The sequence below is a fragment of the Actinoplanes sp. ATCC 53533 genome, from assembly GCF_003947245.1.
Genome location: NZ_QHHV01000046.1, coordinates 190,813 through 213,518, shown reverse-complemented (window position 1 = coordinate 213,518; position 22,706 = coordinate 190,813). Strand labels below are relative to the sequence as shown.

Here is a 22,706-nt window from a genome sequence, read left to right as displayed (position 1 = left end):
GGCCCCTCGGCTACTTGCCGCCGATGGCGGCGGCCCAGGGCGAGGTCATGTACGCGAAGGTGAGTGGGGCGCCGGTGAGCTGGTTGTTCTGGAAGACGATGGCGCGGGGCTGGACGATCGGGATCGACGGGAGGTCCTTGGCGAGCTGCGCCTCGGCCTCGAGGACGAACCTGGCCCGGGCGGCCGGGTCCGAGGCCTGGTTGGCCTGGTCGAGCGCCTGGTCGACGGCGGGGTTGGTGTAGCCGGAGAAGTTCGTTCCGCCGCCGGTGCCGCCGAAGAGCTGGTCCATGAGCGCCGGCTCGGGCAACTCGACGTAGTTCAGGGTGAGGAACAGGTCGAACGGCTTGCGGGCGGCCGGGTCGGTGAACAGCGAACCGTACTGCTGGTTGGGCACGCCGACCAGCTTGAGGGTGAACCCGATCTGGGCGGCCTCCTGCTGCAGCACCGTCGCCACCTGGACCAGCTGCGGGTTGCCCGACGGGTAACCCAGCGTCAGGGTGGCCCCGCCGGCGTTCGCCTGCTCCACCAGGGCCTTCGCGGCGGGCACATCCGGCTGCCGCACCATCGACTGGTACGCCGCGCGGAAGGTGTCCCGCTCGTACCCCCACAGCCCGGGGCCGACGACCTTGTACAGCGGGTCGGACGCGCCCTTGAAGATGGTTTTCGCGATCGCCGGCCGATCGATCACCAGCGACAGCGCCTGCCGGACGCGCGGGTCGGCGCCCGGGCCGGTGTCCTTGGCCATCAGCAGGTCCAGGTTCACCGGGGTGGAGCCCTCGCCGCCCAGGTACACCTTACCGCTGGGGGCGGAGCCCAGCTGGTCCAGCAGGTTGCTCGGGAGGTTGAACGCGCCCTGGATCTGTCCCGACATCAGGCCGTTGACCAGAGCCGAGTTGTCCGTGGCGTAGACGAACGTGAACGTCTTGGCGCGCGCCTTGCGAGCGGTGTCCCAGTAGTCGTCGTTGCGCGTCAGCACCAGCCTGGTGGATCCGTCGTACGAGGTGAACTTGAAGGGGCCGGTGCAGACCACTCCGGTGTCCGGGCTGCCGAAGGCCGCCCCCTTGGCCTCGGCGAAGCTCTTCCGCACCACCGCGCCGGCCAGCGTGGCGAGGGTGTTCGGGAAGGTGGGGGAGGGCTGCGTGAAGGTGATCGTCACGGTCGAGGGGTCCGTCGCGGCGATCGACTTGACCTTGGCGAAGGCGAAGCCGTACCCGGAGGCGACGTTCGGGTCGCGGTTGCGGTTGAGGCTGAAGGCGACGTCGGCGGAGGTCATCGGCGCGCCGTCGGAGAACTTCACGGCCTGCCGCAGCTTGAGCACCAGCGTGGTCGGGTTCGTGAAGGTGTACGACGCGGCCAGCCCGGGGGACAGGGAGTAGTCGGGGGCCACCCGGATCAGCGGCTCGCAGATGTTCGGAATCGCCGTCTCCTCCGGATAGTCCGGCACCTTCACCGGGTCGAGGCTGAGCAGCGGCCGGTAGTCCCCGGACCAGGTGACGGCGTCCACGTCCTTGGTCGCCGTACCGGTGGAGACCTGGTTCGTGCCGATCGACGAGATCGCGTCGCCGGACGGGGTCGAGGAACCTGAACCGCTGCCGCTGCAGGCGGTTGTGGCGAGCAGGACGGCGCCGGCCAGGCCGAAACCTGTCAGCCGCGCGGTGCGGCGGTGCTGGGCCATGAGTAACTCCCGAGGGGACATATAGCGAACTTGCATGGGTTTTCCGCTGCGGGTCGGTTCAGTCGGATCGGTGGACGAGGTGACCGTCCACGTAGGTGCGGGCGACCCGCGCCCGCGCGATGTGGTCGGAGGGGCCGTCGAACGGGTCGCGGTCGAGGACGACGAGGTCGCCGCGCAGGCCGGTGCGGAGGCTGCCGGACAAGTGCTCGACCCGGTTGGCCCAGGCCGACCCGGCGGTGTAGGCGGCGACGGCGACGGGCAGCGGCAGGGCCTGCCGGGCGTCCAGCGGCTCTGTTCCCGGCGGTGCGCCGTCGGCCAGCCGGTTGACCGCCACGTGGATGCCGGCGATCGGGTCGGGGCTGCTGACCGGCCAGTCGCTGCCCATGACGATGGTGGCCCCGTCGCGGTGCAGGTCCGAGAACGGATATTGCCAGGCCGACCGCGCCGGCCCGAGGAAGGGGATGGCCAGCTCGTCCATCTGCGGCTCGTGGCAGGCCCACAGCGGCTGCAGGTTGGCCGCCGCGCCCAGCCGCCGGAAGCGGCCGATGTCCGGCGGCGCGACCACCTGCAGGTGGGCGAGCAGGTGCCGGCCGCCCGAGGCGCCGTTGGCCGTCCGGGCGGCCTCGATCGCGTCGAGCACGTCACGCACCGCCCGGTCACCGAGGGAGTGGAAGTGGACGTCGAACCCGGCGGCATCCAGGGCGACCGTGGCCCGGCGCAGCGTGTCCGGGTCGAGGAAGCTGATCCCGTGGTTGTCCGTCGGATGGCCGCAGTGGTCCAGGTACGGTTCCAGCAGGGCGGCGGTGAAGGTCTCGAGCACGCCGTCCTGCATCACCTTGATGCTGTGCACGCGGTACCTGCTGCCGTTCGCCGGCCCCTCGGCGGTGACCTGCCGGCGTACCTCCGTCAAGCGGGCCACCTGAGCCTCGATGTCGCCCGCCGGGCAGGCCCGATCCCACCAGAGCGCCCCGGACACCCGGGCCGTCAACCAGCCTTCCCGCTGCGCGCGCAGGTAGGCGGCGTGCACGGAGGGCTCGCCCGCAGCGCCGTCCACCCGCACCAGGGCGTCCTGCCAGCCGACGATGCCGAGCGAGTGCAGATACCGCTGGGCCACGCGCAGCCCCTCGTCGAACTCCGCCTGGGTGTCCCGGGGCAGCACCGGGGTGATCAAGTCCATCGCGCCCTCGTGCAGCAGCCCGGTGGGGGCGCCGTCGGGGTCGCGCTCGATGCGGCCGTCCGCGGGATCCGGGGTGCCCGCGTCGATACCCGCCCGGGCGAGTGCCGCGGAGTTCACCCAGGCGGAGTGGTGGTCGCGGTTCGGCAGGAACGCCGGCCGGCCGGGGACCACCTGGTCGAGCTGCCGCCGGTCCGGGCGGCCGCCCGGGAAGGACTCCATCGACCAGCCGCCGCCCAGGATCCACTCCCGGTCCGGGTGGCGAGCGGCGTAAGCGGCGGTGAGCTCCTGGCACGCGGCGGCGGTGCGGGCGCCGGTGAGGTCGCAACGGGCCCGCTCCAGGCCGCCGTTGACCGGGTGGGCGTGTGCGTCCAGGAAGCCCGGCAGCATCGCGCGTCCGTCCAGGTCGACCACCTCGTCCGCCCGGGACAGGTACGGCGCCACCGCGTCCTGGTCGCCGACCGCCACGATCCGGCCGTCCTGCACGGCGACCGCGCTGGCCCAGGCCCGGGAGGCGGCCGCGGTGAACACCCGGCCGTTGCGGAACACAGTGGTCGGCGAGTCCCGGTGGCTGGGCGAGAGGGTCATGCGCGTGGCCTCCTACTGGTGGTGTGACCTGCGTCCCACCGCCGATTTAATCCGTTGACAACGCCTGTGTCAACACTGTTGACAACGCTGCCTGCTAGGATTTCGCCCGTGGCGACCAGGGGAGGCGGCATGACCGGAGAGCGGCCCGAGGCCGGAAGGACGCCCGACGGTGGCCGGCCCCGCGCGCAGCGGAAGGCGGCCGCCGCGAACGGATCACGCAGCCGACGAGACCGCGCGGTCTCGCTCAGTGCGGACCTGATCGTGGATCGCGCCTTGGAGCTGACCGAGCGCGAGGGGGCCGCGGTCCTGACCATGCGCCGGCTCGGGGAAGAGCTCGGGGTCGACCCGACCGCCGTCTACCGGTATTTCCGGGACAAGGACGAGCTGGTCCTGGCCTGCCTGGACCGGATCATCGACAACGCCTACGCGGCCATCGAGCCCACCCTCGACCGAGCGGACTGGCGCGGCGTCCTGCGCGCGGTCGCCGACCAGAGCTGGCGGTCCTGCGAGGCGCACCCGGCCATCTATTCGCTGGCGTTCTTCCGGACCACAGGCGGGCCGGGCGAACGGAAGATGGTCGAGCTGCTGCTGTCCACGCTCGCGGCGGCCGGGCTCTCCCCGGAGCAGGCCGTCCTGCACTACCGGGCGTACGTCGACTCCATGCTCGCGATGTGTGGGATGAAGGCGGCTTCGCAGAGCCTGGATCCGCAGCTGCGGGAGAAGGACACCAGCGCCTGGACGAGGATCTACGCGATCCTCCCGCAGCAGCAGTATCCGGCGGCCCGCGCGCACGCCACCCACCTCGCCGAGGTGACCGAGCGGGCCATCTTCGCGGCCGTCACCGACTCGGTGATCGCGCTGATCGAGGAGGCGCTGCGCGACTGACGGCCACCGCGAGGCTCAGGTCGGCGTGCCGGCCGACGGCGTGAACGGCGCACCGTGGCCGGGGACGACGAGCGCGGGCCGCAGGGCGAGGACCTTCGCCCGCGAGGCGCGCAGCAGCTCGCGGTCGGGAGCGAACGGATCGTCGGCGGGACCGTCCGCGGTCCACCACAGGTGGGTGCAGACGACCAGGCCGTCCGCGGTGTCCACGACTGTGGACACGTCCTCGGCGGTGTGGCCGGGGGTGCGCAGCAGCCGCACCGAAGGGGACAGGTGGCTGGTGTCGCCGGTCCACTGCCGGTCCTGCCAGACGTCGTCGTGGTAGATCGCCTGGAAGTCGTGGAACCGGGCGCTGGTGAACAGGGCGGCATTGAGGGTGTGGTCCGGATGGTGGTGGCTGAACACCACGTCGGTCACGGCTTCGGCGGGGACGCCGAGCGCGGACAGCGGATCGAGGATGCGGCGCCGGTCGGCGACCATGCCGGGGTCGACGACGGCGACCAGATCGCCGTCGCGGATGGCCACCACGGTGCCGGCGACACGGTCGTCGGCGTAGCCGACGGTCAGGACGTCGAGTCGCGCGGGCATGAGTCCTCCGTCGGGCCGGGTGCGGGGGCGGGTTCACGCTACGCCGCTGTCACCAACGTTGACAACAGTGCTTCAAGAGGCCGGACCCCCGCCGGTCGGCGGGTCCCGGCCCCGCCGTTCCGGGGGAAGGATTCCCCGCTCGGCCGCCGGATGATCTGGTACGAATCGTGGGTGATCCGAGTGCTGATGGTCGACGACGAGACCCTGATCGGGATGGGCTGCGCCACCCTCCTGAACCACCACCGACCCGGCGCCCGGTGAGGAGACGCGCGGTTCCGGCGCCGCTGATCGACCTCGGGTTGGTGGGGGTCGCTCTGCTGGACGTCTGGATCCAGCCCGGATTCGTGGACCGGCTCGGCCCGGTCTGGGCTCTCTCCGCCTCCGCCGTGCTGATGTTCCGGCGCCGGCTGCCGTTGCTGGTCTTCGCCGCGACCCTGCCCGCGGTGCTCTTCACCTGGGCCGTGTACGCGAACCTGATCGCCCTGTACTCCCTAGCCACCCGCAGTCGCAACCGGAAGCTGCTGGCCGGCTGCGTGCTCGCGAGCGCCGTCTGCAGCGTGATTCCGTGGCCGGTGTCGAAACTGGACGGCCTGCTCGTCGACCTGTACGACGGCACCAATCTCTTGGTGCTCCTGTACGGCCTGGCCACCGCCGCGGCACCGGTCTTCCTCGGCCAGCTGATCCTGGCGCGGCGCGACCTGGCCGCTCGGCTCACCGAGATCACCGAGGCGCGCGCGCACGAGGAACTGCTCACCATGCAGGGTGTGCTGGCCAAGGAACGGGCCCAGCTGGCCCGGGAGATGCACGACGTGGTCTCGCATCAGGTCAGCCTGATCGCGGTACGGGCCGGTGCCCTGCAGGTCAGCTCGAGCGATCCGGCGACCAGACAGGCCGCTACCACCATCCGGCAGCTCAGTGTGCGCACCCTGGAGGAACTGCGCTCCATGGTCGACGTCCTGCGCGCCTCCGGCAGTCGGCCGACCGAGCTGACCCCGCAGCCGACCCTCGCCCAGCTGGCCGACCTCGTCGCGGGCAGCGCCGTCGACGCCCGGCTCGACGTCGTCCTGCCCGCCGAGGCCGAACTGCCGCCGCCGGTCCAGCGGGCCGTCTACCGCACCGTCCAGGAAGGACTCACCAACGTCCGCAAGCATGCCCCGGGATCCACGGTGCTGGTCGAGATCCGCTGGGACGACGGCGCCATCCACACCACGGTGACCAACACGGCAGCCACCCGGCCGGTCCTGCGGCTGCCCAGCGGCGAGCACGGCCTGGCCGGCCTGCGACAGCGCGCGGAACTGCTGGGCGGCACCTTGCGGGCGGAACCGACCGAGGACCACGGCTTCCGGCTCTCCCTGCGGTTGCCGGCCAACGGTGCCGGCTGACCCGAGTCGCCTTCCGCACCGCCGGTCAGTCGCGCAAACTCCATTGCTGGTTCGCGGCGCCGTTGCACGACCAAATGATGATCTTCGTGCCGTTCGTGGTGGCGGCACCGTTGGCATCGACGCACAGCCCGGATTGGGCGTTGGTGATGGTGCCGTTGGCGTTGATGTTCCACTGCTGGTTGAGCCCGCCGTGGCAGTCCCAGATGATGACCATGGTGCCGTTGGCCGTGCCCGCCCCCGAGGCGTCCAAGCACTTGTTGCCGTAGACGGTCAGCTGCTTGCCGGGGGTCTGGGTCCACCGCTGGTTCGTGCCGCCGGTGCAGTCCCGCAGCTGGACCTGGGTGCCGTTGGTGGTCGTGCCGTCGGGCACGTCGACACAGCGACCCGACTGGCCGCCCACGATCGTCGCGTTCTGCTGACCGCCGCCGGTGCCTTGCCGCCTGACGATCGATCGGGACTCCGCTGATCGATTGCCGTTGGCGTCAAGGACGTAGAGCCGGTACTCGGCCTGCGACGTGGGCACGGATATGGCTGTGGCGGTGCCGTCTGCCCTGGTCATGGTCGGGCCGACGGCGAAGGTCGTCGTGCCGGCGGGTGCCAACCAGACCGTCTTGGTCGCGTCGCCGGTGCTGCGGATCCGAATCGATGAGGTCCCGCTGCTGACGAACGTGCTGGCCGGGAGGACATAATCCGGCAGGGCGAGATTTCCTGACGGGATGAGGTCTCGGAACGGATCTTCGAGTCCGGAGTCCACGGCGATGTTGTGCGCCGGCGCCGGCCAGACATAATCGGAATAGACGAGAATGTCGTGGATCGTGCTGTTCGGCAGGTTCTTGTTGGAGACCTTGTTGATCGGACCGTATTCCTGCGTGATGCTCAGATCGTGCTTGCGCCCGAAGTCGTCGGAGTTGATGAGCCAGGTGACGTTCTTGTCCACGCTCAGGATGTTGTCGCGGAAGGTGATGTACGCCGAGCCTTCGTCCGGGTGAAGTCCGTACTTGTGGCCGGCCGGAACGCCTTGAAGATAGTTGTTGGTAATGGTCGTCCCGGGCTGACTGCCAAGCGTGTAGATGGGGGCCGTATCGCTGAGGCGTTGCACCGTGTCGATGATGTGGTTGTGGCTGATGGTGTTGTTTCGTGCGGTCGTCGTCGGCCGGTTGGGCACGATCGAGCCCGCGGACCCGTCGAAGTTCCACCATCCCCAGCCGAGCGTTATGCCCGACCACGGGGTCTTCTCGATCCGGTTGTGCTGCACCGTGAGCGTGTCGGCGAAGTATGCCGAGATGGCACTGTGCCCGTTGAACAGGACCGCGCTGTCGTAGAGGTAGTTGTTCTTGATCTCGATGTTCCGGGGCAGTCCCTCGACTTGAGGTGAATACTTCTCGCGATTGGCCGACGTGTGGTCTCCGATGTAGACATGCTGGGGATGGCCCACGGTGACGGCGGACCCGGCGACGTCGTTGGTGTGGTTTCCGATCAACTGCGTGTCCTGGACATCGTTGACCATGTTGATCCCGTCGGCACCGGTGTGCTGGATCCGGTTGCGCTGGAGGAGGATCCGATCGGCGTTCTCGATGTTGATGATGCCGGGAGTGACATCGACGTTGCGGTAGTGGTAGACGTGGAAGTTCCCCTTGGCGTAAGCGGACGCGCCCAGATTGCCCTGTTGCGCCTGCTTGAATGCCGAGCCGGCCACGTTGACCAGATTCCAGTCGGAGTGCTGCACCGCGAGACCGGTGAAGGTGATGTTGCGTGCGTGGCTGCTCGTCGAGGTGCCGGCGACCCAAAGCACCGTGGACACGTTGTTCGGCGCGAAGACCGACGCGGTTGACATGTTCTCGGAGCCGGCCTTGTAGTAGTACAGCGTCCGGCTGCTCTTGTCGAAGTGGAACTCGCCCGGCGTGTCCAGGAACTCGTAGGCGTTCATCACCTTGTGGGAGCCGCCGACCTGCGCGTTGCCGTTGTACGCGCCCTGGGAGATAGCCGCGCCGGGTTGCTGGAACAACGCCACTCGATTGGCCCCGTCGGAGCTCGTCGTCACCTGGCGCACTCCCACAATGGCCGTGGTCCAGGTCGTCGCAGTTTCGATCTCGATGTCGTCCTGGTTGCGGGCAACCGCCGGGAAGTCGGCCAAGCTGTATTTGGCGCCGTCGCACTGTGACCCGGACTCCCACGCCCACGCGGCTTGCCCTGCTGTGATGTTGTACGTTCCGTGGCATCCCGCCGAGTTGATCGTCTTCGACGCCATATAGGCCCGCTTGTCGTTGACATAGAGTGCACGCAGCTTGTTGCCGCGGTCGAGCGGGGCCCTCCAGATGTTGCCGTTGTGCTGGGTCCATCCGGTCACCTGAACGCCGGCTTCGAGGACCGGTGTCTCGTTCGGGTAAGCGGCGTAGACGACCCGGTAGCCGTTGGTTCCGGAGTCTCCCGGCCCGAACTCGATCGTGCCGGCTACCGGATAGTTCCCGCCCCGGAGGAATACCTGGATGTCGCCGGTCATGTTCGTGTTCCGGGTGCGGACGACGTCCCGCGCGCGTTGCAGGGTTCTGAAGGGTGACGTGATCGTTCCCGGGCTGGAGTCGTCGCCGTCGGGAGCGACATAGTAGGTCTGCTGGGCAGCGCCCAGGGCCGGCGCCTCCTTGATGACTGCGGCCGTCATCGCGGTGCAGGCGAGCACCGCGACTGCCAGCAGCGATTTTCCGGTGGTGGAAACGGCTGCCTTCACGGGCTGTTCCTTTCGCTTGCTGCCGAACAGGGCTGGTCGCCGAATTCGCCGCGCCGCCCTCGTCCGTCGCACCGGGTTCTCCCGTCGCCGGGCCGTCGGCCTTCGGGCGTTGACGCCGCGGCGGGAGCCACTGCCCAGACCGGCCCCGCGCAGGACGGTGCGCACCGGGACCACGGGAGCCGTATCGGGGGGCGTCGCCATTGGCGATGGTCGATATGCCTGACCCTGCCAGATCGGTCCGGGGAGAATCAAGCGATGGCGAATCGATTCGAGACTTCTCGCGAGGGCTGCACTTTTTGCGCACCCAGGCGGTGCTCGCTTGTGCCGGGTGAACCATGCCACGCTGCGGGAACCTGGACCGAGACATCGAACTATTCAGATGCCTCAGGCGGTGGTAACGTGCGTCGAACCGATTCTCTGAGTCGCGGGAATCGCTGCGGATCACCGGGTGCACGGGCGGGCGGACCGTCCCCGCTGCCGACCGACCCGGCTCGCTAGCAGAGGAGTGTCAATGATGGACATCGCACGACGTGGCCACCCGGTGCGCCGCCTCCTGGCCGCCATCCTCGCGGCCGCCATGGTGACCGGTTCGGCCCTGCTCACCGGGGTCCAGCCGGCGTATGCCGCCGATGAGTCCATCAGCGTGAACTTCTCGACGGCCGCCGGTGCTCCCACCTACCGGGCCTCCGGGTGGATCTACGGGATGACCGAGAACGGCACGAACCCGCCTGACCAGTTCTTCACCGATGTGAAGTTCCGGTACATGCGGGCCGGCGGGGCACAGCTGGACAGCCCCGGCGGTTGGGTGGCCGGCCGCTACGACCGCCGCTGGAACTCGACCCGAGCCCAGTTGTTGCGCACCCGGTCGCTGGGCGGGGAGTTCATCCTGCTGCCGCACGACCTGTGGGGCGCCGACGGCGCCGCGATCTCGCGGTTTCCCGGCGACAACGGAAACTGGACCGACTACGACAACTTCCTCACCCGGCTCATCAACGACGTGGCGGCCACGGGAGTCCCAGTGCAGTGGGACATCTGGAACGAACCGAACATCACCTTGTTCTGGAACCGCACTCAGTCGCAGTACTTCGAGATGTGGCGGCGCGCGTACCAGCGGATCCGGGCGGCGTTCCCCACCCACCTGGTAGTCGGCCCCAGCTGCGCCTGCGTCCCGTCGACCGGGGGGTGGTGGACCCAGTACCTCGACTACGTCAAGGCCAACAACGTCGTTCCCGACATCATCAGCTGGCACTCCCTGCCCGGCGACCCGGTGGCGAACGTGGCGACCGCGAACACCACCCTGGACTCCCGGGGGATCCCACATCCCCGGCCCTACCAGATCAACGAGTACGGCGCCTCGAACGAGCAGAACCCCGCCGACGGTGCCTGGTACATCGCGCGCCTGGAGCGGGCCGGCGCCGACGGCCTGCGGGCCAACTGGGCCGGCGGCACCAACCTGCACAACGACCTGGGCAACCTGCTGGTCCGCGACGCGGCGGGGCGGTACCAGCCGAAGGGCGAGTGGTGGGTCTACAACTACTACGCCTCGCAGACCGGTCAGACCGCGTCGGTGACACCCAGCGCCAACTACGACGCCTTCGCCACCAGGGACACCGGGCTGGCCAAGGTGCTCGTCGGCGGCGGCCGGACGACCGGCAACATCGCGGTCACCCTGCAGCGCATCGACGCCGTCACCGATGTCGTCCGCAACAATCAGGTGCGGATTCAGGTTCAGCGCGTTCCGTACAACGGCGGCGGGGCGGTGACCGGCCCGGTCACCGTGCAGGACTCCGTGGTGACGCTCGCGAACAACGCCGCCACCGTGAATCTGCCGCACACCGCCGTCGACGATACGTTCACCGTCACCGTGCTGCCGCCGTCGGAGACGCCGCCGCCGGTCGGCCAGCAGATCGTGGGTGGTCAGTCCGGACGATGCCTGGAGGTGCCGAACTCGACGACCACCAACGGCACGCAGGTGCAGCTGTGGGATTGCGGCTCCGCCACCGGGCAGCGGTGGACCTACACCGCGGGCCGGCAGCTGACAGTGCACGGCGGCGCCAAGTGCCTGGACGCCAGCGGTGCCGGCACCGGCGACGGCACCCAGATCATCATCTGGGACTGCAACGGCCAGCCCAACCAGCAGTGGAACGTCAACGCCAACGGCACCATCACCGGTCAGCAGTCCGGGCGGTGCCTGGACGCCACCGGCGCCGGCACCGCCAACGGCACGAAGATCGTCCTGTGGTCCTGCGGCGGCCAAGCCAATCAGCTATGGAGCCTGCGCGGTTGAGCTCCGGTCAGGGCTCGGCGGGGACCGGTGCGAGGGCCTTGGCGAAGTGCGCGAGGCGACGGCCCTGGTAGCGGGCGCACTCCAGGACCGGTGCGTCCGGCATCGTGGAAGGGAAGCCCGCCGGCCAGGAGGTGCCGTAGGGGTTGCCACCGGCGGCGTAGACGACATCGTCGGTGTAGCCGAGCGGCACGATCACGCAGCCCCAGTGGTAGTACACGTTGGCGAGGGACAGGATTGTCGACTCCTGGCCACCGTGCTGCTCGGCCGATGAGACGAAGGTGGTGACCGGCTTGTCGGCGAGCTTGCCCTCGTGCCAGAGCGGCCCGGCGGCGTCGAGGAACTGCTTGAGCTGGGCGGCCGGAGCGCCGTACCGGGTGGGCGTGCCGAAGGCGTAGCCGTTGGCCCACTCCAGGTCGTCGAGGGTCGCCACGGCTACGTCCTCGGTGTCCTTCAGGTGCTGTTCCCAGGCCGCGTTCGAGGCGATCGCCTCCTGCGGGGCCAGTTCGGCGACGCGCCGCAATCGGACGGTGGCCCCGGCCGCCTCGGCGCCGGCTTGAACTGCCTCGGCGAGACGGTGGACCGAGCCGGTGGCGCTGTAGTAGGCGACGAGGACGCGTGCGGACATATGAGTGCCTTCCGGTGGGGCGACGGGGTCAGAGGATGATGGTGATCGTTTTTTTCCGAGGTGTTGGCCTCGATGCCCGCCCGGCCCAGTTCGCGGCCCTGCCCGCTGAGCTTCGAGCCGCCCCAGGGCAGCCGCGGGTCGAGCGGAGACCAGCCGTTGACCGCGACCGCGCCGGCCTCGACGCGCCGGGCGATGCTGTGCGCACGGCTCAGGTCGGTCGTCCACAGGGTCGCGGCGAGGGCGTAGTCGCTGTCGTTGGCGATGGCGACGGCCTCGTCGTCGTCGCCGAACGCGATGATGGTGCCGACCGGGCCGAAGATCTCGTCGCGGGCGATGGTCATCGTGTTCGACGCGCCGGCGAACAGGGTCGGCTCCACGAAGTAGCCGCGGCGCTCGGGGCAGCCGCCCCCGGTGACCAGCCGCGCCCCGCACCTCCAGCGACCCCACCAACCCCAACGGCTGGTCGGCCGCGAAGCCCTTGTTCTCGGGCAGCATCACCGGCTCCGACACCGGCCCGATCGACCAGGCGATCATCGGTGACGGCACGAACATGTACCTGTTCTTCGCCGGCGACAACGGCAAGATCTACCGGGCCAGCATGCCCATCGGAAACTTCCCGGGCACCTTCGGCTCGACCTCGACGACCGTCATGAGCGACACGAAGAACAACCTCTTCGAGGCGCCCCAGGTCTACAAGGTCCAGGGCCAGAACCAATACCTCATGATCGTTGAGGCCATCGGCGCCAACGGCCGCTACTTCCGCTCCTTCACCGCCACCAGCCTCGGCGGTTCGTGGACACCGCAGGCCGCCACCGAAGGCAGCCCCTTCGCCGGCAAAGCCAACAGCGGCGCCACCTGGACCAACGACATCAGCCACGGCGAGCTCATCCGCACCACCGCCGACCAGACCATGACCGTCGACCCCTGCAACCTGCAGCTGCTCTACCAGGGCCGGGCCCCCAACTCCGGTGGCGACTACGGCCGCCTGCCGTACCGGCCGGGTCTGCTGACCCGGCAGCGTTGAGTGGCATGACACAGCTCCGCTGACCCGGCGGGCTCGGCCTTCGGGCCGGGCCCGCCGTTTCGCGCAGGGAGCCGGAATCATCCGTTTCCCATCGACTGCCGGCAATGTGGCGAGAATCTATTTGAAGTGTCCCGCCACCGTAAAAGTGTTATGGCGCGCCGGGCATCCAGGTCGGAATTTCGCACGAGCGGCTCCCCCTTGAATGTCCGGAAACATTCTGGCAACCTGCGGAATTGAGGCGCCGAAGCCTTCGCTGCATCCCCGTGACCGCGCTATCGCGCGCACCGACGCCGAGTTTCCGTCTCGGCGGTGACCAACAACGTGCGTGCGGCCGTTGACGGCGCACCGCCCAGCCTGGCAAGCACAGCAAGGAGGACAAATGGAACGCGTCTCAAGGGCCGCATCTCAGCAAGCGTCCGGTGGTTCGAAAGTCGGGCGCGGTGCTCGCTGGCGCAGCTCTGTGAGACGCGTCGTCACCGTGGCCGCGACGGTCATCGGCTTCGCCGCGCTGACCGTCGGTGCCCTGCCCGGCGCGGCGGACGCAAGCGCCGGCCCTGCCGCGCTGAGTGCCCCGGCGGTCTCCAGCGTCGCCGCGGGCTACGGACACACCTGTGCGATCCGCGCCGACGACACGTTGTGGTGCTGGGGCAGCAACTACAGCGGCGAGCTCGGCGACGGCACCACCACGAACCGGACCAGCCCGGTACGGGTCGGCGACGCCGCCACCTGGGCCAGCATCGACGCCGGCACCAGCTACACCTGTGCGATCCGGACCGACGGGACGCTGTGGTGCTGGGGCAGCAACTTCCGGGGCCAGCTCGGCGACGGCACCACCACGAAGCGGACCGCCCCCGTACGCGTCGGCAGCGCCACCACCTGGGCCGGCGTCAGCGCCGGCGACAGTCACACCTGTGCCACCCGGACCGACGGCACCCTCTGGTGCTGGGGCTTCAACCGTTTCGCGCAGCTGGGCATCGGCACCGACCCCTACTACGCGACCGCCCCGGTGCAGGTGGGCACGGCGACCACCTGGGCGAGTGTCACGACGGGCTTCGCGCACACGTGCGCCGTCCGCACCGACGGCACGCTGTGGTGCTGGGGCAACAACACGGATGGGCAGCTCGGTGTCGGCGATCTGAGCTACCGGGCGACTCCGGCGCAGGTCGGCACCGCGACCACCTGGACCGGCGTGGCGGCCGGCTATGCCTTCGCCTGCGCGGTCCGCGCCGAGGGGACCCTGTGGTGCTGGGGCGAGAACGGGTACGGGCAACTGGGGGTCAGCGGCACCCACCAGACCGCACCGATCCGGGTCGGCGCCGCCACCACCTGGAGCGGGGTCGGGGCGGGCTTCGACACGGCGTGCGCGCTCCGCACCGACGGCACCCTGTGGTGCTGGGGCAACAACTCGGCGGGACAGCTCGACGACGGCACCACGACCCACCGGTACGCCCCGACCCGGATCGGCACCGCGGCTACCTGGACGAACGACTTCGCGGCCGGCTATCACATCTGCGCCTACCGGGCCGACGGCAGCCTCCGGTGCTGGGGCAACAACGCCAACGGGCAACTGGGTGACACCACCACCCGCCTGGCCCGCTGAGCGCCGAACGTATTGACCGTCACCTATGGTTTCTATAACGTATGACGTCTGATGATGCTGCGAGCACCATGAAACTCTGACCTTCCATGGCGGGGCCCGAACCCTGCCCGGAGAGGACCCGGCCATGCGCCGACCACTACGCAACCTGCTCAGCGTCGCGGCGACGGCGCTGGTGATCCTCGCGGGCATCGGCGGCACGCCGGCGAGCGCCGCGGACCAGCCATACGACGTGCTGGTGTTCTCCAAAACCGCCGGCTTCCGGCACGACGCGATCCCGGCCGGCATCCAGCTGATCCGTGATCTGGGCGCGGCCAACAGTTTCACGGTGACCGCGACGGAGGACTCGACCCAGTTCAACGCCACCGGCCTGGCCCGGTTCGAGGCGGTCGTCTTCCTCAACACCACCGGCGACGTCCTGAACGCCGGCCAGCAGACCGCCTTCGAGAGTTACATCCGGGCCGGCGGCGGCTACGTGGGCGTGCACGCGGCGGCCGACACCGAGTACGACTGGCCGTTCTACGGCGAGCTGGCCGGCGCGTACTTCGCCTCCCACCCGGCGATCCAGCAGGCGACCACCCGGGTGGAGAACCGGGCGCACGCGGCGACGGCCGGGCTGAATCCGGCCCTGGTACGCACCGACGAGTGGTACAACTTCCGCACCAACCCCCGCTCGTCGGCGCGGGTCCTGTCCGTCCTGGACGAGTCGAGCTATTCCGGTGGCTCGATGGGCGCCGACCACCCGCACACCTGGTGCAAGACCCTCCAGGGCGGGCGCTCGTTCTACACCGGGGCCGGCCATACCCAGGCCAGCTACACCGAGCCGGGCTTCCGGTCGCTGATCCTGGGCGGCATCCGGTACGCGGCCAACCGCACCAAGGCTGACTGCCGGCCGGAAACCGGCTACACCACCCTCTACGACGGCGCCACCACCGGCTGGTCCCAGGCCGGGCCCGGCGGGTTCAGCAACAGCAACGGCACGCTGACGTCGTCCGGCGGGCTGGGCATGCTGTGGTACAGCACCAAGGAGTTCCGCTCCTACTCGCTGAAGCTGGACTGGATGATGCCGGGCGACGACAACTCCGGGGTGCTCCTCGGCTTCCCCGCGGGCAACGACCCGGACGCCGCCCTGAACAACGGGTACGAGGTGCAGATCGACGCCACCGACACCCCGGACAAGACCACCGGAGCGGTGTACGGCTTCAAGTCGGCCGACATCCCCGCCCGCGACGCCGCGCTCAACCCACCCGGCGAGTGGAACACCTACGAACTGCTGGTGGAGGGGGAGCGGCTGCAGGTCTTCCTGAACGGCGTCAAGATCAACGATTTCACCAACGCCGACCCGGTACGGTCGTTGAGCTCCGGCTACATCGGCATCCAGAACCACGGCACCGGCGACGACGTGTCCTTCCGCAACGTGCGGATCAAGGAGCTGGGCGGCACGGTGCCCAGGGTCGGCCCGATCACCGGGGCCGCCGGCAAGTGCGCCGAGGTCAGCGGTGCCAGCTCCGCCGACGGTACGAAGATCCAGCTGTGGACCTGCCACAGCGGCACCAACCAGCAGTGGACGGTCGGCGGCAACACGCTGCGTGCGCTCACCAAGTGCATGGGCGTCGCCGGCGGTGGCACCGCGAACGGCAGCCTGGTGCAGCTGTCGACCTGCACCGGCGCCGGCGGGCAGACCTGGACGCCCGGAGCAAACGGTTCCCTGGTCAACCCGCAGTCAGGCAGGTGCCTGGACGCGAACGGCGGCAGCTCCGCCGACGGCACCCAGCTGATCATCTGGGCGTGCCACGGTGGCACCAACCAACGCTGGACTCTTCCGTAGCGACGTCGCTGTCCTTCCCGCCGGATGTCCCTTTGGAGGAGCAAAATGACAGAAGTGACCCGACGGAAGCTGCTCGCGGCCGGGGCGGCCGGGGCCGGAGCAGCGCTGCTGCCGACGGGGTGGACCGCGAACGCCGTGGCCGCCCCGGCGGTGCCGGCGCGGGTGCTGGCCGCCGACGACCTGGCGCTCTGGTACGACGAGCCGGCGGGCACGGAGTGGTTGCGGGCGCTGCCGATCGGCAACGGGCGCCTCGGTGCCATGGTGTTCGGCAACGTCGACACCGAGCGGCTGCAGCTCAACGAGGATACCGTGTGGGCAGGCGGCCCGTACGACTCCGCCAACACCCGCGGCGCGGCGGCCCTGCCGGAGATCCGGCGGCGGGTGTTCGCCGACCAGTGGACCCAGGCGCAGGATCTGATCAACCAGGCGATGCTCGGCAGCCCCGCCGGACAGCTGGCGTACCAGCCCGTCGGCAACCTGCGGCTCGCCTTCGGCGGCGGCGGCGGGGCCTCGCAATACAACCGGACGCTCGACCTCACCACCGCCACGGCCACCACATCGTTCGTGCTCAACGGCGTACGGCAGCAGCGTGAGGTGTTCGCGAGCGCACCCGATCAGGTCATCGTCGTCCGGCTGACCGCCGACCGGGCCAACTCGATCACCTTCGGCGCCACGTTCGACAGCCCACAGCGGACCACGGTGTCCAGCCCGGACTCGGCGACCATCGCTCTCGACGGCATCTCCGGCACCATGGAGGGCATCGCCGGCTCGGTCCGGTTCCTCGCCCTGGCCAACGCCGCCGTCACCGGGGGGACGGTCAGCAGCTCCGGCGGCACGCTCCGGGTGGCCGGCGCTACCAGCGTCACCCTGCTGGTGTCGATCGGCTCCAGCTACGTCAACTTCCGCACTGTCAACGGCGACTACCAGGGCATCGCGCGGCGCCACCTCGACGCCGCCCGTACCGTCGGCTTCGACCAGCTGCGCGCCCGGCACGTGGCCGACCACCAGGCGCTCTTCAACCGGGTGACGATCGACCTGGGCCGCACCGCGGCGGCCGACCAGACCACCGACGTGCGGATCGCGCAGCACGCGAGCGCGAACGACCCACAGTTCTCCGCGCTGCTGTTCCAGTACGGCCGCTACCTGCTGATCTCCTCCTCGCGGCCGGGCACCCAGCCGGCGAATCTGCAGGGCATCTGGAACGAGGAGATGGCGCCGTCGTGGGATTCGAAGTACACCATCAACGCGAACCTGCCGATGAACTACTGGCCGGCCGACACGACGAACCTCGCCGAGTGCTTCCTGCCGGTCTTCGACCTGATCAAGGATCTGACCGTGACCGGTGCCCGGACGGCCCAGGCGCAGTACGGCGCGGGCGGCTGGGTCACCCATCACAACACCGACGCGTGGCGGGGCGCGTCGGTCGTCGACGGTGCCGTGTGGGGCATGTGGCAGACCGGCGGCGCCTGGCTGTCCACCCTGATCTGGGCCCACTACCAGTTCACCGGCGATCTCGCGTTTCTCCGCGCCAACTTCCCGGCGATGAAGGGCGCCGCGCAGTTCTTCCTCGACACCCTGGTCGTCCACCCGTCGCTCGGCTACCTGGTGACCAACCCGTCGAACTCGCCGGAGCTGCCCCACCACGCGAACGCCTCCGTGTGCGCCGGCCCCACCATGGACAACCAGATCCTGCGTGACCTGTTCAACGGCTGCGCGCGGGCGAGCGAAGTCCTCGGCGTGGACGCGACCTTCCGCAGCCAGGTGCTGGCGGCCCGGGACAGGCTGGCACCGACGCGGGTCGGCTCCCGCGGCAACGTCCAGGAATGGCTCGCCGACTGGGTGGAGACCGAGCGAAACCACCGGCACGTCTCCCACCTGTACGGCCTGCACCCGAGCAACCAGATCACCAAGCGCGGAACCCCCCAGCTGCACGAGGCGGCGCGCCGGACACTGGAACTGCGCGGCGACGACGGGACGGGCTGGTCGCTCGCCTGGAAAATCAACTACTGGGCCCGGCTGGAGGACGGCACCCGCGCGCACAAGCTCCTCCGCGACCTGGTCCGAACGGACCGGCTCGCGCCGAACATGTTCGACCTGCACCCGCCCTTCCAGATCGACGGCAACTTCGGCGCCACCTCGGGCATCGCGGAAATGCTCCTGCAGAGCCACAACGGCGAGCTGCACCTGCTGCCCGCGCTGCCGTCGGCCTGGCCGGCCGGCAGCGTCGCGGGTCTGCGCGGTGCCGGCGGATACACGGTCGGCGCCACGTGGAGCAGCAGCCGGACCGAAATCGTCATCACGCCCGACCGCGCCGGCGCGATCCGGGTCCGCAGCAGGGTCTTCGCCGGCGACTTCGAGCTGCGCGACGACACGAGCGGCACCCCGGTCCAGCCGACGCGGCTCGAGGCCGATCTCGTCGAGTTCGCGGGTCAGCCCGGGCACACCTACCGCGCGTCCGCCGTGGCGTCGGGCCCGGTGGAGGCCGGCGCCACCTACCGGCTGGTGGCGCAGCACAGCGGCAAGGCCGCCGACATCAGCGGCGCGTCCACCGTCGCCGGCGCGCAGCTGATCCAGTGGCAGCCCGCCGGCGGGGCCAACCAGCAATTCGAGTTCGTTCCCGCGGACGGCGGCCACTACCGGATCCGGGCCAGGCACAGCGGTCTGGTCCTGCAGGCCGCCGCCGACAGCAACGGCGCCGACATCACCCAGCAGCGCGACGTCAACGCCACCGGCCAGCAATGGCGGGTGGTCGACCACGGCGGCGGGGTGATCAGTCTGGTCAACCGCCAGAGCGGCCTAGCCATGGACGTGTGGCAGGCATCAACCGCGGACGGCGCCCGGATCACCCAGTGGACCACCACCGGCAGCACCAACCAGCGATTCGGCCTCCAACGCAGCTAGTGCTCCAGCGGCTCGTAGCCCCCGGCCCCGGCCCCGGCCCCGGCCCCGGCCCCGGCCCCGGCCCGGTGTCGGGTGTCGGGTGCTAGATCGAAGCTCGCCTCGATCGCCGGGCACTGCCGCCGACTCGCGCCGCCCAGCGACGGACCACCCCCAACGCCGCTTTGCTCTGCTTCCCTATCGGAAACACTCGCCGGTCGATGCTCAGCGGCAGCCGAAGGCAGAGTCCCACCTGCCGCCCGGTGTTTCCCATGGGGAAGCAGAGCAAAGGCAGCAACCACCACACCCCCGCCGGCCGGCCCGGCGGTAGCGGGGGACGGCGGCGACGGAATCGCGTGATGGCGGCCTCCGATGCCCTGCGGCAGCTGAAGGCAGAGTCCCACCTGCCGCCCGGTGTTTCCCATGGGGGAAGCAGAGCGAAGGGAGCAACCACCACACCCCCGCCGGCCGGCCCGGCGGTAGCGGGGAACGGCGGCGGGGGAGTCGCGTGATGGCGGCCTCCGCCGAAGGGTGGAGGCCGCCTCGTCCCCGGCAGGAAGGTGGCTACGCGCGCGCCCAGCGTTGGTTCGCGCCGGTGTGGCAGTTCCAGACGACCACGGCGGTGCCGTTCGCGGTGCCGGCGCCGTTGACGTCCAGGCACAGCCCGCTCTGGGCGTTGCTGATCGTGCTGTTGCTGTTGAGGTTCCACTGCTGGTTGGCGCCGCCGTGGCAGTCCCAGATCTGCACCCGGGTGCCGGCGGCCGCGTTGGCGGGCGTGTCCAGGCACTTGCCCATCACCTGCAGGGCCGCACCGTTCTGGCTGAACTGCTGGTTGGCGTTGGTGTGGCAGTCCCAGATCTGCGCCTGTGCCCCGTTGGCCGAGGAAGCCCCGCTGACGTCCAGGCACCGGCCGGACGCCTCACCCCGCAGCCGCTTGCCGGTCGGGTCGGGCGGGGGAGTGGTCGGATCCGGCGTCGGCGGAGGGCCTTGGAACTGCGCGAAGAACCGCCAGACCTCTCCCTTGGTCCAGGTCCGGGCGCCGTCCTCACAGCCGGAGCAGCCGTCCACCGGGCCTGGGCCGTGGCCGCTGTCGTACGCGGCCCATTGCACCGGGTAGCCCGCCCGGCAGGAGTAGAGGGTGGTGACGTGGGTTCCGCTGCCTTGCGACGGTTCGCGGGGGTTCTGGCCGGCGCAACCGTTGTTGCGCACGAACGTGTCACGCAGCGACCGTCCCTGGGAGATGTTGAGGACGTTGTCGGAGATGCCGTGCATGCCGAAGTAGGCGATCGGCTGGGTGCCGCCGCTGCACCCGCTCAGCTGCGCACCGGAGTAGACCGCGACCGCCCGGAAGACGGTGGCCCGGGCGCAGGCGAGTGCGTAGCTCATGCCGCCGCCGTAGCTGAAGCCCAGGGCGAAGCGCTGCGTCGTGTCGACGCACAGGGCGTTGTCGATCGTCCGGATCATGTCGTCGACGAAGGTGACGTCCTCGCCGCCGGAGTTGGCCCAGCCATTGCCGAAGCCTTGCGGCGCGACGAGAATCGCGCTGTTGTTCGACTGCTCCTGCATTCCGTAGTAGGCCCAGGTGCTTCCACTGCTACCGCCGGAGGCGACGTCGTTCATGGTGCCACCCCGCCAGTGGAATCCGAAGATCAACCGGTACGGGTTGTTGTTGTTGTAGTTGGCGGGCACCCGCAGGATGAAGGTGCGGCTCTTTCCGTTGCTCTGGATCGTGTGTGTGCCACTGTTCAACCCTGGTGACTTGCCACATCCGGCCGTCGCCGCGAGGGTGACGGCGCCGACGGCCGCGTACGCCATCCGGATGCCGGCGAGACCGGCGGCAGTGAGAACAACTGTCGCGGTGACCGCGAGTAACGTCCGCCACCGGTGACGATGGGTGCCTTGTCGCATGGGTGCTCCATTCCTTGTGGTACGGCGGATCATCGGTAGCCGGCCGCGATGATGTTGGCTTGGACCGCGTTCTCGGTCGCGTCGGACGGGTAGCCGGCGACCATGGCTCCCTCGTAGAAGGTGCCGGCGCTGAGGTTGGCGCCGCCGCCGGGCTTGCAGCAGTCGCCGCCGCTGCCCAGGATGATGGCGCCCTGCTTCTTCATGGGGCTGTAGCCGGGCGGCAGGGCGCCGTCCCAGAGCGTGAAGAGGCTGCCGGACTGGGCGTTGCTGCCCTTGATGGCGAAGCGGGAGGTTCCGTTGTTCTTGAGCGTCGCCGTGACGAACTTGCTGGTGAAGGCCCGCTGGTTCGGGTTCCAGGACTGGCTGCCGCCGGGATAGAGTCCCCACTCGAGGTCCGCCTGGACCCACGGGCCGGTGCCGGTGCATCCGCCGAACCAGCACTGGGTGCTGAAGTTGATGGCGTCCATAGCGCCGGCGGCGTCGGCGGCCCGGGTCGTCTCGCTGTTGCCGTAGTCGAAGCAGCAGCCGTTGTTGACGTGGGTGCCGCTGAGCACCGCGTACATTCCCTCGGGTGCGCTGCCGGTCGGTACGCCGGTCAGGTGACCGTCCCGCCAGTAGCTGTTGCCGGGATTGATGTAGAGCGAATAAGCCTTGTTGCCCCCGACCGCCAGCGATTCGGAGGTTGCGGTCGCCGGTCGGCTCTGGGTCGAGCCGGGTACGACGGTCGATCCCTGGTACCAGAGGTCGTTTCCGCGGGTGGACTGGTCGTAGACGACGGTGATGACGCAGGTGGTGCCGGCACAGAACGAGTCCTGGGTCGCGGCGTTGGCGGTGCCTCCCGCGGTCAGGACACCGACGTTTCTGGTCGTGTTGTCGGACGAGCGGCGTACCTGATAGAGGTTGCCGTTGTAAGAACCGTAGAGCGCGCGGACCGTGCTGTGGGCGGCGACGCAGGGTGTGCCGCCGGAGGCGTAGATGTCGCAGGGCCCGGCGCCGGTCGGCGGCGTCGGCGGTGGCGTGGTCGGTGGGGTGTCCGGCGAGTTCCACTGCTGGTTGCTTTGGCCGTGGCAGTCCCAGATGATGACGTTCGTGCCGTTGGCCGTGCCCTGCCCGTTGGCGTCCAGACACCGACCGGAGTGCACACCGCTGATGGTGCCGCCGGAGTTGACGTTCCACTGCTGGTTGGCCTGGCCGTTGCAGTCCCAGATGATGACCGCGGTGCCGTTGGCCGTGCCCTGCCCGGAGGCGTCCAGGCACTTGTTGCCATAGACCATGAGCTGCTTCGACGAGGTGTAGGTCCAGGTCTGGTTGGCGGCTCCGGTGCAGTCCCACAGCTGGGTCTGCGTGCCGTTGCTGGTGCTGGAATTGGGGACGGTCAGGCAGCGCCCGGACTGGCTGCCCGTGATCGGGGCGCTTTGCCCCGGCTGGATGGTCGCCGCCACCGCGGTGCCGGCGACGAGTGCGAGGACGAGGGTGGCGCCCACGGCGAACAGTCGCCTGAAGTGGCTGCGCCGGCGTTTCGAAACGACCATGGTCGGCCTTTCGT

General features: G+C 69.7%; 13 protein-coding genes and 2 pseudogenes. 7 read left to right on the top strand and 8 right to left on the bottom strand.

What is annotated here, in order from left to right:
- Positions 1-10: 10 nt before the first annotated feature.
- Together DMB66_RS16865 and DMB66_RS16860 are read right to left on the bottom strand one after the other, a co-directional pair.
- Positions 11-1,675 (bottom strand): ABC transporter substrate-binding protein, encoded by a 1,665-nt coding sequence (locus DMB66_RS16865; protein ID WP_158647257.1) that lies wholly within the window; start codon positions 1,673-1,675, stop codon positions 11-13.
- Positions 1,676-1,733: 58 nt separating this feature from the next.
- Entirely contained in the window at positions 1,734-3,437 is a 1,704-nt protein-coding gene (locus DMB66_RS16860; protein ID WP_125805017.1) for an amidohydrolase, read from the bottom strand.
- Between the two features lie 129 nt (positions 3,438-3,566).
- Between DMB66_RS16860 and DMB66_RS16855 the strand changes: the two genes are divergently transcribed.
- Entirely contained in the window at positions 3,567-4,322 is a 756-nt protein-coding gene (locus DMB66_RS16855; protein WP_125805016.1) for a TetR/AcrR family transcriptional regulator, read from the top strand.
- A gap of 15 nt (positions 4,323-4,337) precedes the next feature.
- Here the strand turns inward: DMB66_RS16855 and DMB66_RS16850 are convergent, their stop codons facing one another.
- The gene (locus tag DMB66_RS16850; protein WP_125805015.1) at positions 4,338-4,907 is read right to left on the bottom strand and encodes an MBL fold metallo-hydrolase; all 570 of its coding nucleotides are present in this window, start codon (positions 4,905-4,907) and stop codon (positions 4,338-4,340) included.
- Between the two features lie 257 nt (positions 4,908-5,164).
- On the opposite strand from DMB66_RS16850, the gene DMB66_RS16840 reads away from it, so the two are divergent.
- Positions 5,165-6,289 carry a sensor histidine kinase gene (locus tag DMB66_RS16840; RefSeq protein WP_125805014.1) on the top strand — a complete coding sequence of 375 codons (1,125 nt, stop codon included), beginning with the start codon at positions 5,165-5,167 and terminating at the stop codon, positions 6,287-6,289.
- A 25-nt stretch (positions 6,290-6,314) separates the two neighbouring features.
- Here the strand turns inward: DMB66_RS16840 and DMB66_RS16835 are convergent, their stop codons facing one another.
- On the bottom strand, positions 6,315-8,948 hold the full coding sequence (locus DMB66_RS16835) for an RICIN domain-containing protein (RefSeq protein ID WP_370318593.1): 2,634 nt from the start codon (positions 8,946-8,948) through the stop codon (positions 6,315-6,317).
- 580 nt (positions 8,949-9,528) lie between these two features.
- Between DMB66_RS16835 and DMB66_RS16830 the strand changes: the two genes are divergently transcribed.
- Positions 9,529-11,301 (top strand): RICIN domain-containing protein, encoded by a 1,773-nt coding sequence (locus DMB66_RS16830; RefSeq protein ID WP_125805080.1) that lies wholly within the window; start codon positions 9,529-9,531, stop codon positions 11,299-11,301.
- 7 nt (positions 11,302-11,308) lie between these two features.
- On the opposite strand, the gene wrbA is transcribed toward DMB66_RS16830, so the two are convergent.
- Together wrbA and DMB66_RS65885 are read right to left on the bottom strand one after the other, a co-directional pair.
- Entirely contained in the window at positions 11,309-11,926 is a 618-nt protein-coding gene (wrbA, locus tag DMB66_RS16825) for an NAD(P)H:quinone oxidoreductase (protein ID WP_125805013.1), read from the bottom strand.
- A gap of 110 nt (positions 11,927-12,036) precedes the next feature.
- Positions 12,037-12,303: pseudogene (locus tag DMB66_RS65885) on the bottom strand (aldehyde dehydrogenase family protein); the annotation flags it as partial.
- Between the two features lie 50 nt (positions 12,304-12,353).
- Between DMB66_RS65885 and DMB66_RS16815 the strand changes: the two are divergent.
- From DMB66_RS16815 to DMB66_RS16800, 4 genes and pseudogenes are all read left to right on the top strand, one after another.
- Positions 12,354-12,950, top strand: a pseudogene (locus tag DMB66_RS16815) (non-reducing end alpha-L-arabinofuranosidase family hydrolase); the annotation flags it as partial.
- A gap of 460 nt (positions 12,951-13,410) precedes the next feature.
- A complete protein-coding gene (locus DMB66_RS16810; protein WP_233624610.1) occupies positions 13,411-14,550 on the top strand; it encodes an RCC1 domain-containing protein in 1,140 nt (379 codons plus the stop codon).
- Between the two features lie 124 nt (positions 14,551-14,674).
- Entirely contained in the window at positions 14,675-16,375 is a 1,701-nt protein-coding gene (locus DMB66_RS16805; protein ID WP_125805011.1) for a ThuA domain-containing protein, read from the top strand.
- Between the two features lie 45 nt (positions 16,376-16,420).
- Positions 16,421-19,276 (top strand): glycoside hydrolase N-terminal domain-containing protein, encoded by a 2,856-nt coding sequence (locus DMB66_RS16800; protein WP_125805010.1) that lies wholly within the window; start codon positions 16,421-16,423, stop codon positions 19,274-19,276.
- A gap of 540 nt (positions 19,277-19,816) precedes the next feature.
- On the opposite strand, the gene DMB66_RS16795 is transcribed toward DMB66_RS16800, so the two are convergent.
- Together DMB66_RS16795 and DMB66_RS16790 are read right to left on the bottom strand one after the other, a co-directional pair.
- Positions 19,817-21,160 carry a ricin-type beta-trefoil lectin domain protein gene (locus tag DMB66_RS16795; protein ID WP_125805009.1) on the bottom strand — a complete coding sequence of 448 codons (1,344 nt, stop codon included), beginning with the start codon at positions 21,158-21,160 and terminating at the stop codon, positions 19,817-19,819.
- A gap of 29 nt (positions 21,161-21,189) precedes the next feature.
- Positions 21,190-22,692, bottom strand: a complete 1,503-nt coding sequence (locus tag DMB66_RS16790; RefSeq protein ID WP_125805008.1) for an arabinofuranosidase catalytic domain-containing protein — start codon at positions 22,690-22,692, stop codon at positions 21,190-21,192.
- Positions 22,693-22,706 lie beyond the last annotated feature (14 nt).

Coding starts and splice junctions, on each gene's coding strand:
- DMB66_RS16835 (WP_370318593.1), bottom strand. CDS start 8,948: ATGACGGCCGCAGTCATCAAGGAGGCGCCGGCCCTGGGCGCTGCCCAG.
- DMB66_RS16860 (WP_125805017.1), bottom strand. CDS start 3,437: ATGACCCTCTCGCCCAGCCACCGGGACTCGCCGACCACTGTGTTCCGC.
- DMB66_RS16855 (WP_125805016.1), top strand. CDS start 3,567: ATGACCGGAGAGCGGCCCGAGGCCGGAAGGACGCCCGACGGTGGCCGG.
- DMB66_RS16795 (WP_125805009.1), bottom strand. CDS start 21,160: ATGCGACAAGGCACCCATCGTCACCGGTGGCGGACGTTACTCGCGGTC.
- DMB66_RS16790 (WP_125805008.1), bottom strand. CDS start 22,692: ATGGTCGTTTCGAAACGCCGGCGCAGCCACTTCAGGCGACTGTTCGCC.
- DMB66_RS16850 (WP_125805015.1), bottom strand. CDS start 4,907: ATGCCCGCGCGACTCGACGTCCTGACCGTCGGCTACGCCGACGACCGT.
- DMB66_RS16805 (WP_125805011.1), top strand. CDS start 14,675: ATGCGCCGACCACTACGCAACCTGCTCAGCGTCGCGGCGACGGCGCTG.
- DMB66_RS16830 (WP_125805080.1), top strand. CDS start 9,529: ATGGACATCGCACGACGTGGCCACCCGGTGCGCCGCCTCCTGGCCGCC.
- wrbA (WP_125805013.1), bottom strand. CDS start 11,926: ATGTCCGCACGCGTCCTCGTCGCCTACTACAGCGCCACCGGCTCGGTC.
- DMB66_RS16800 (WP_125805010.1), top strand. CDS start 16,421: ATGACAGAAGTGACCCGACGGAAGCTGCTCGCGGCCGGGGCGGCCGGG.
- DMB66_RS16865 (WP_158647257.1), bottom strand. CDS start 1,675: ATGGCCCAGCACCGCCGCACCGCGCGGCTGACAGGTTTCGGCCTGGCC.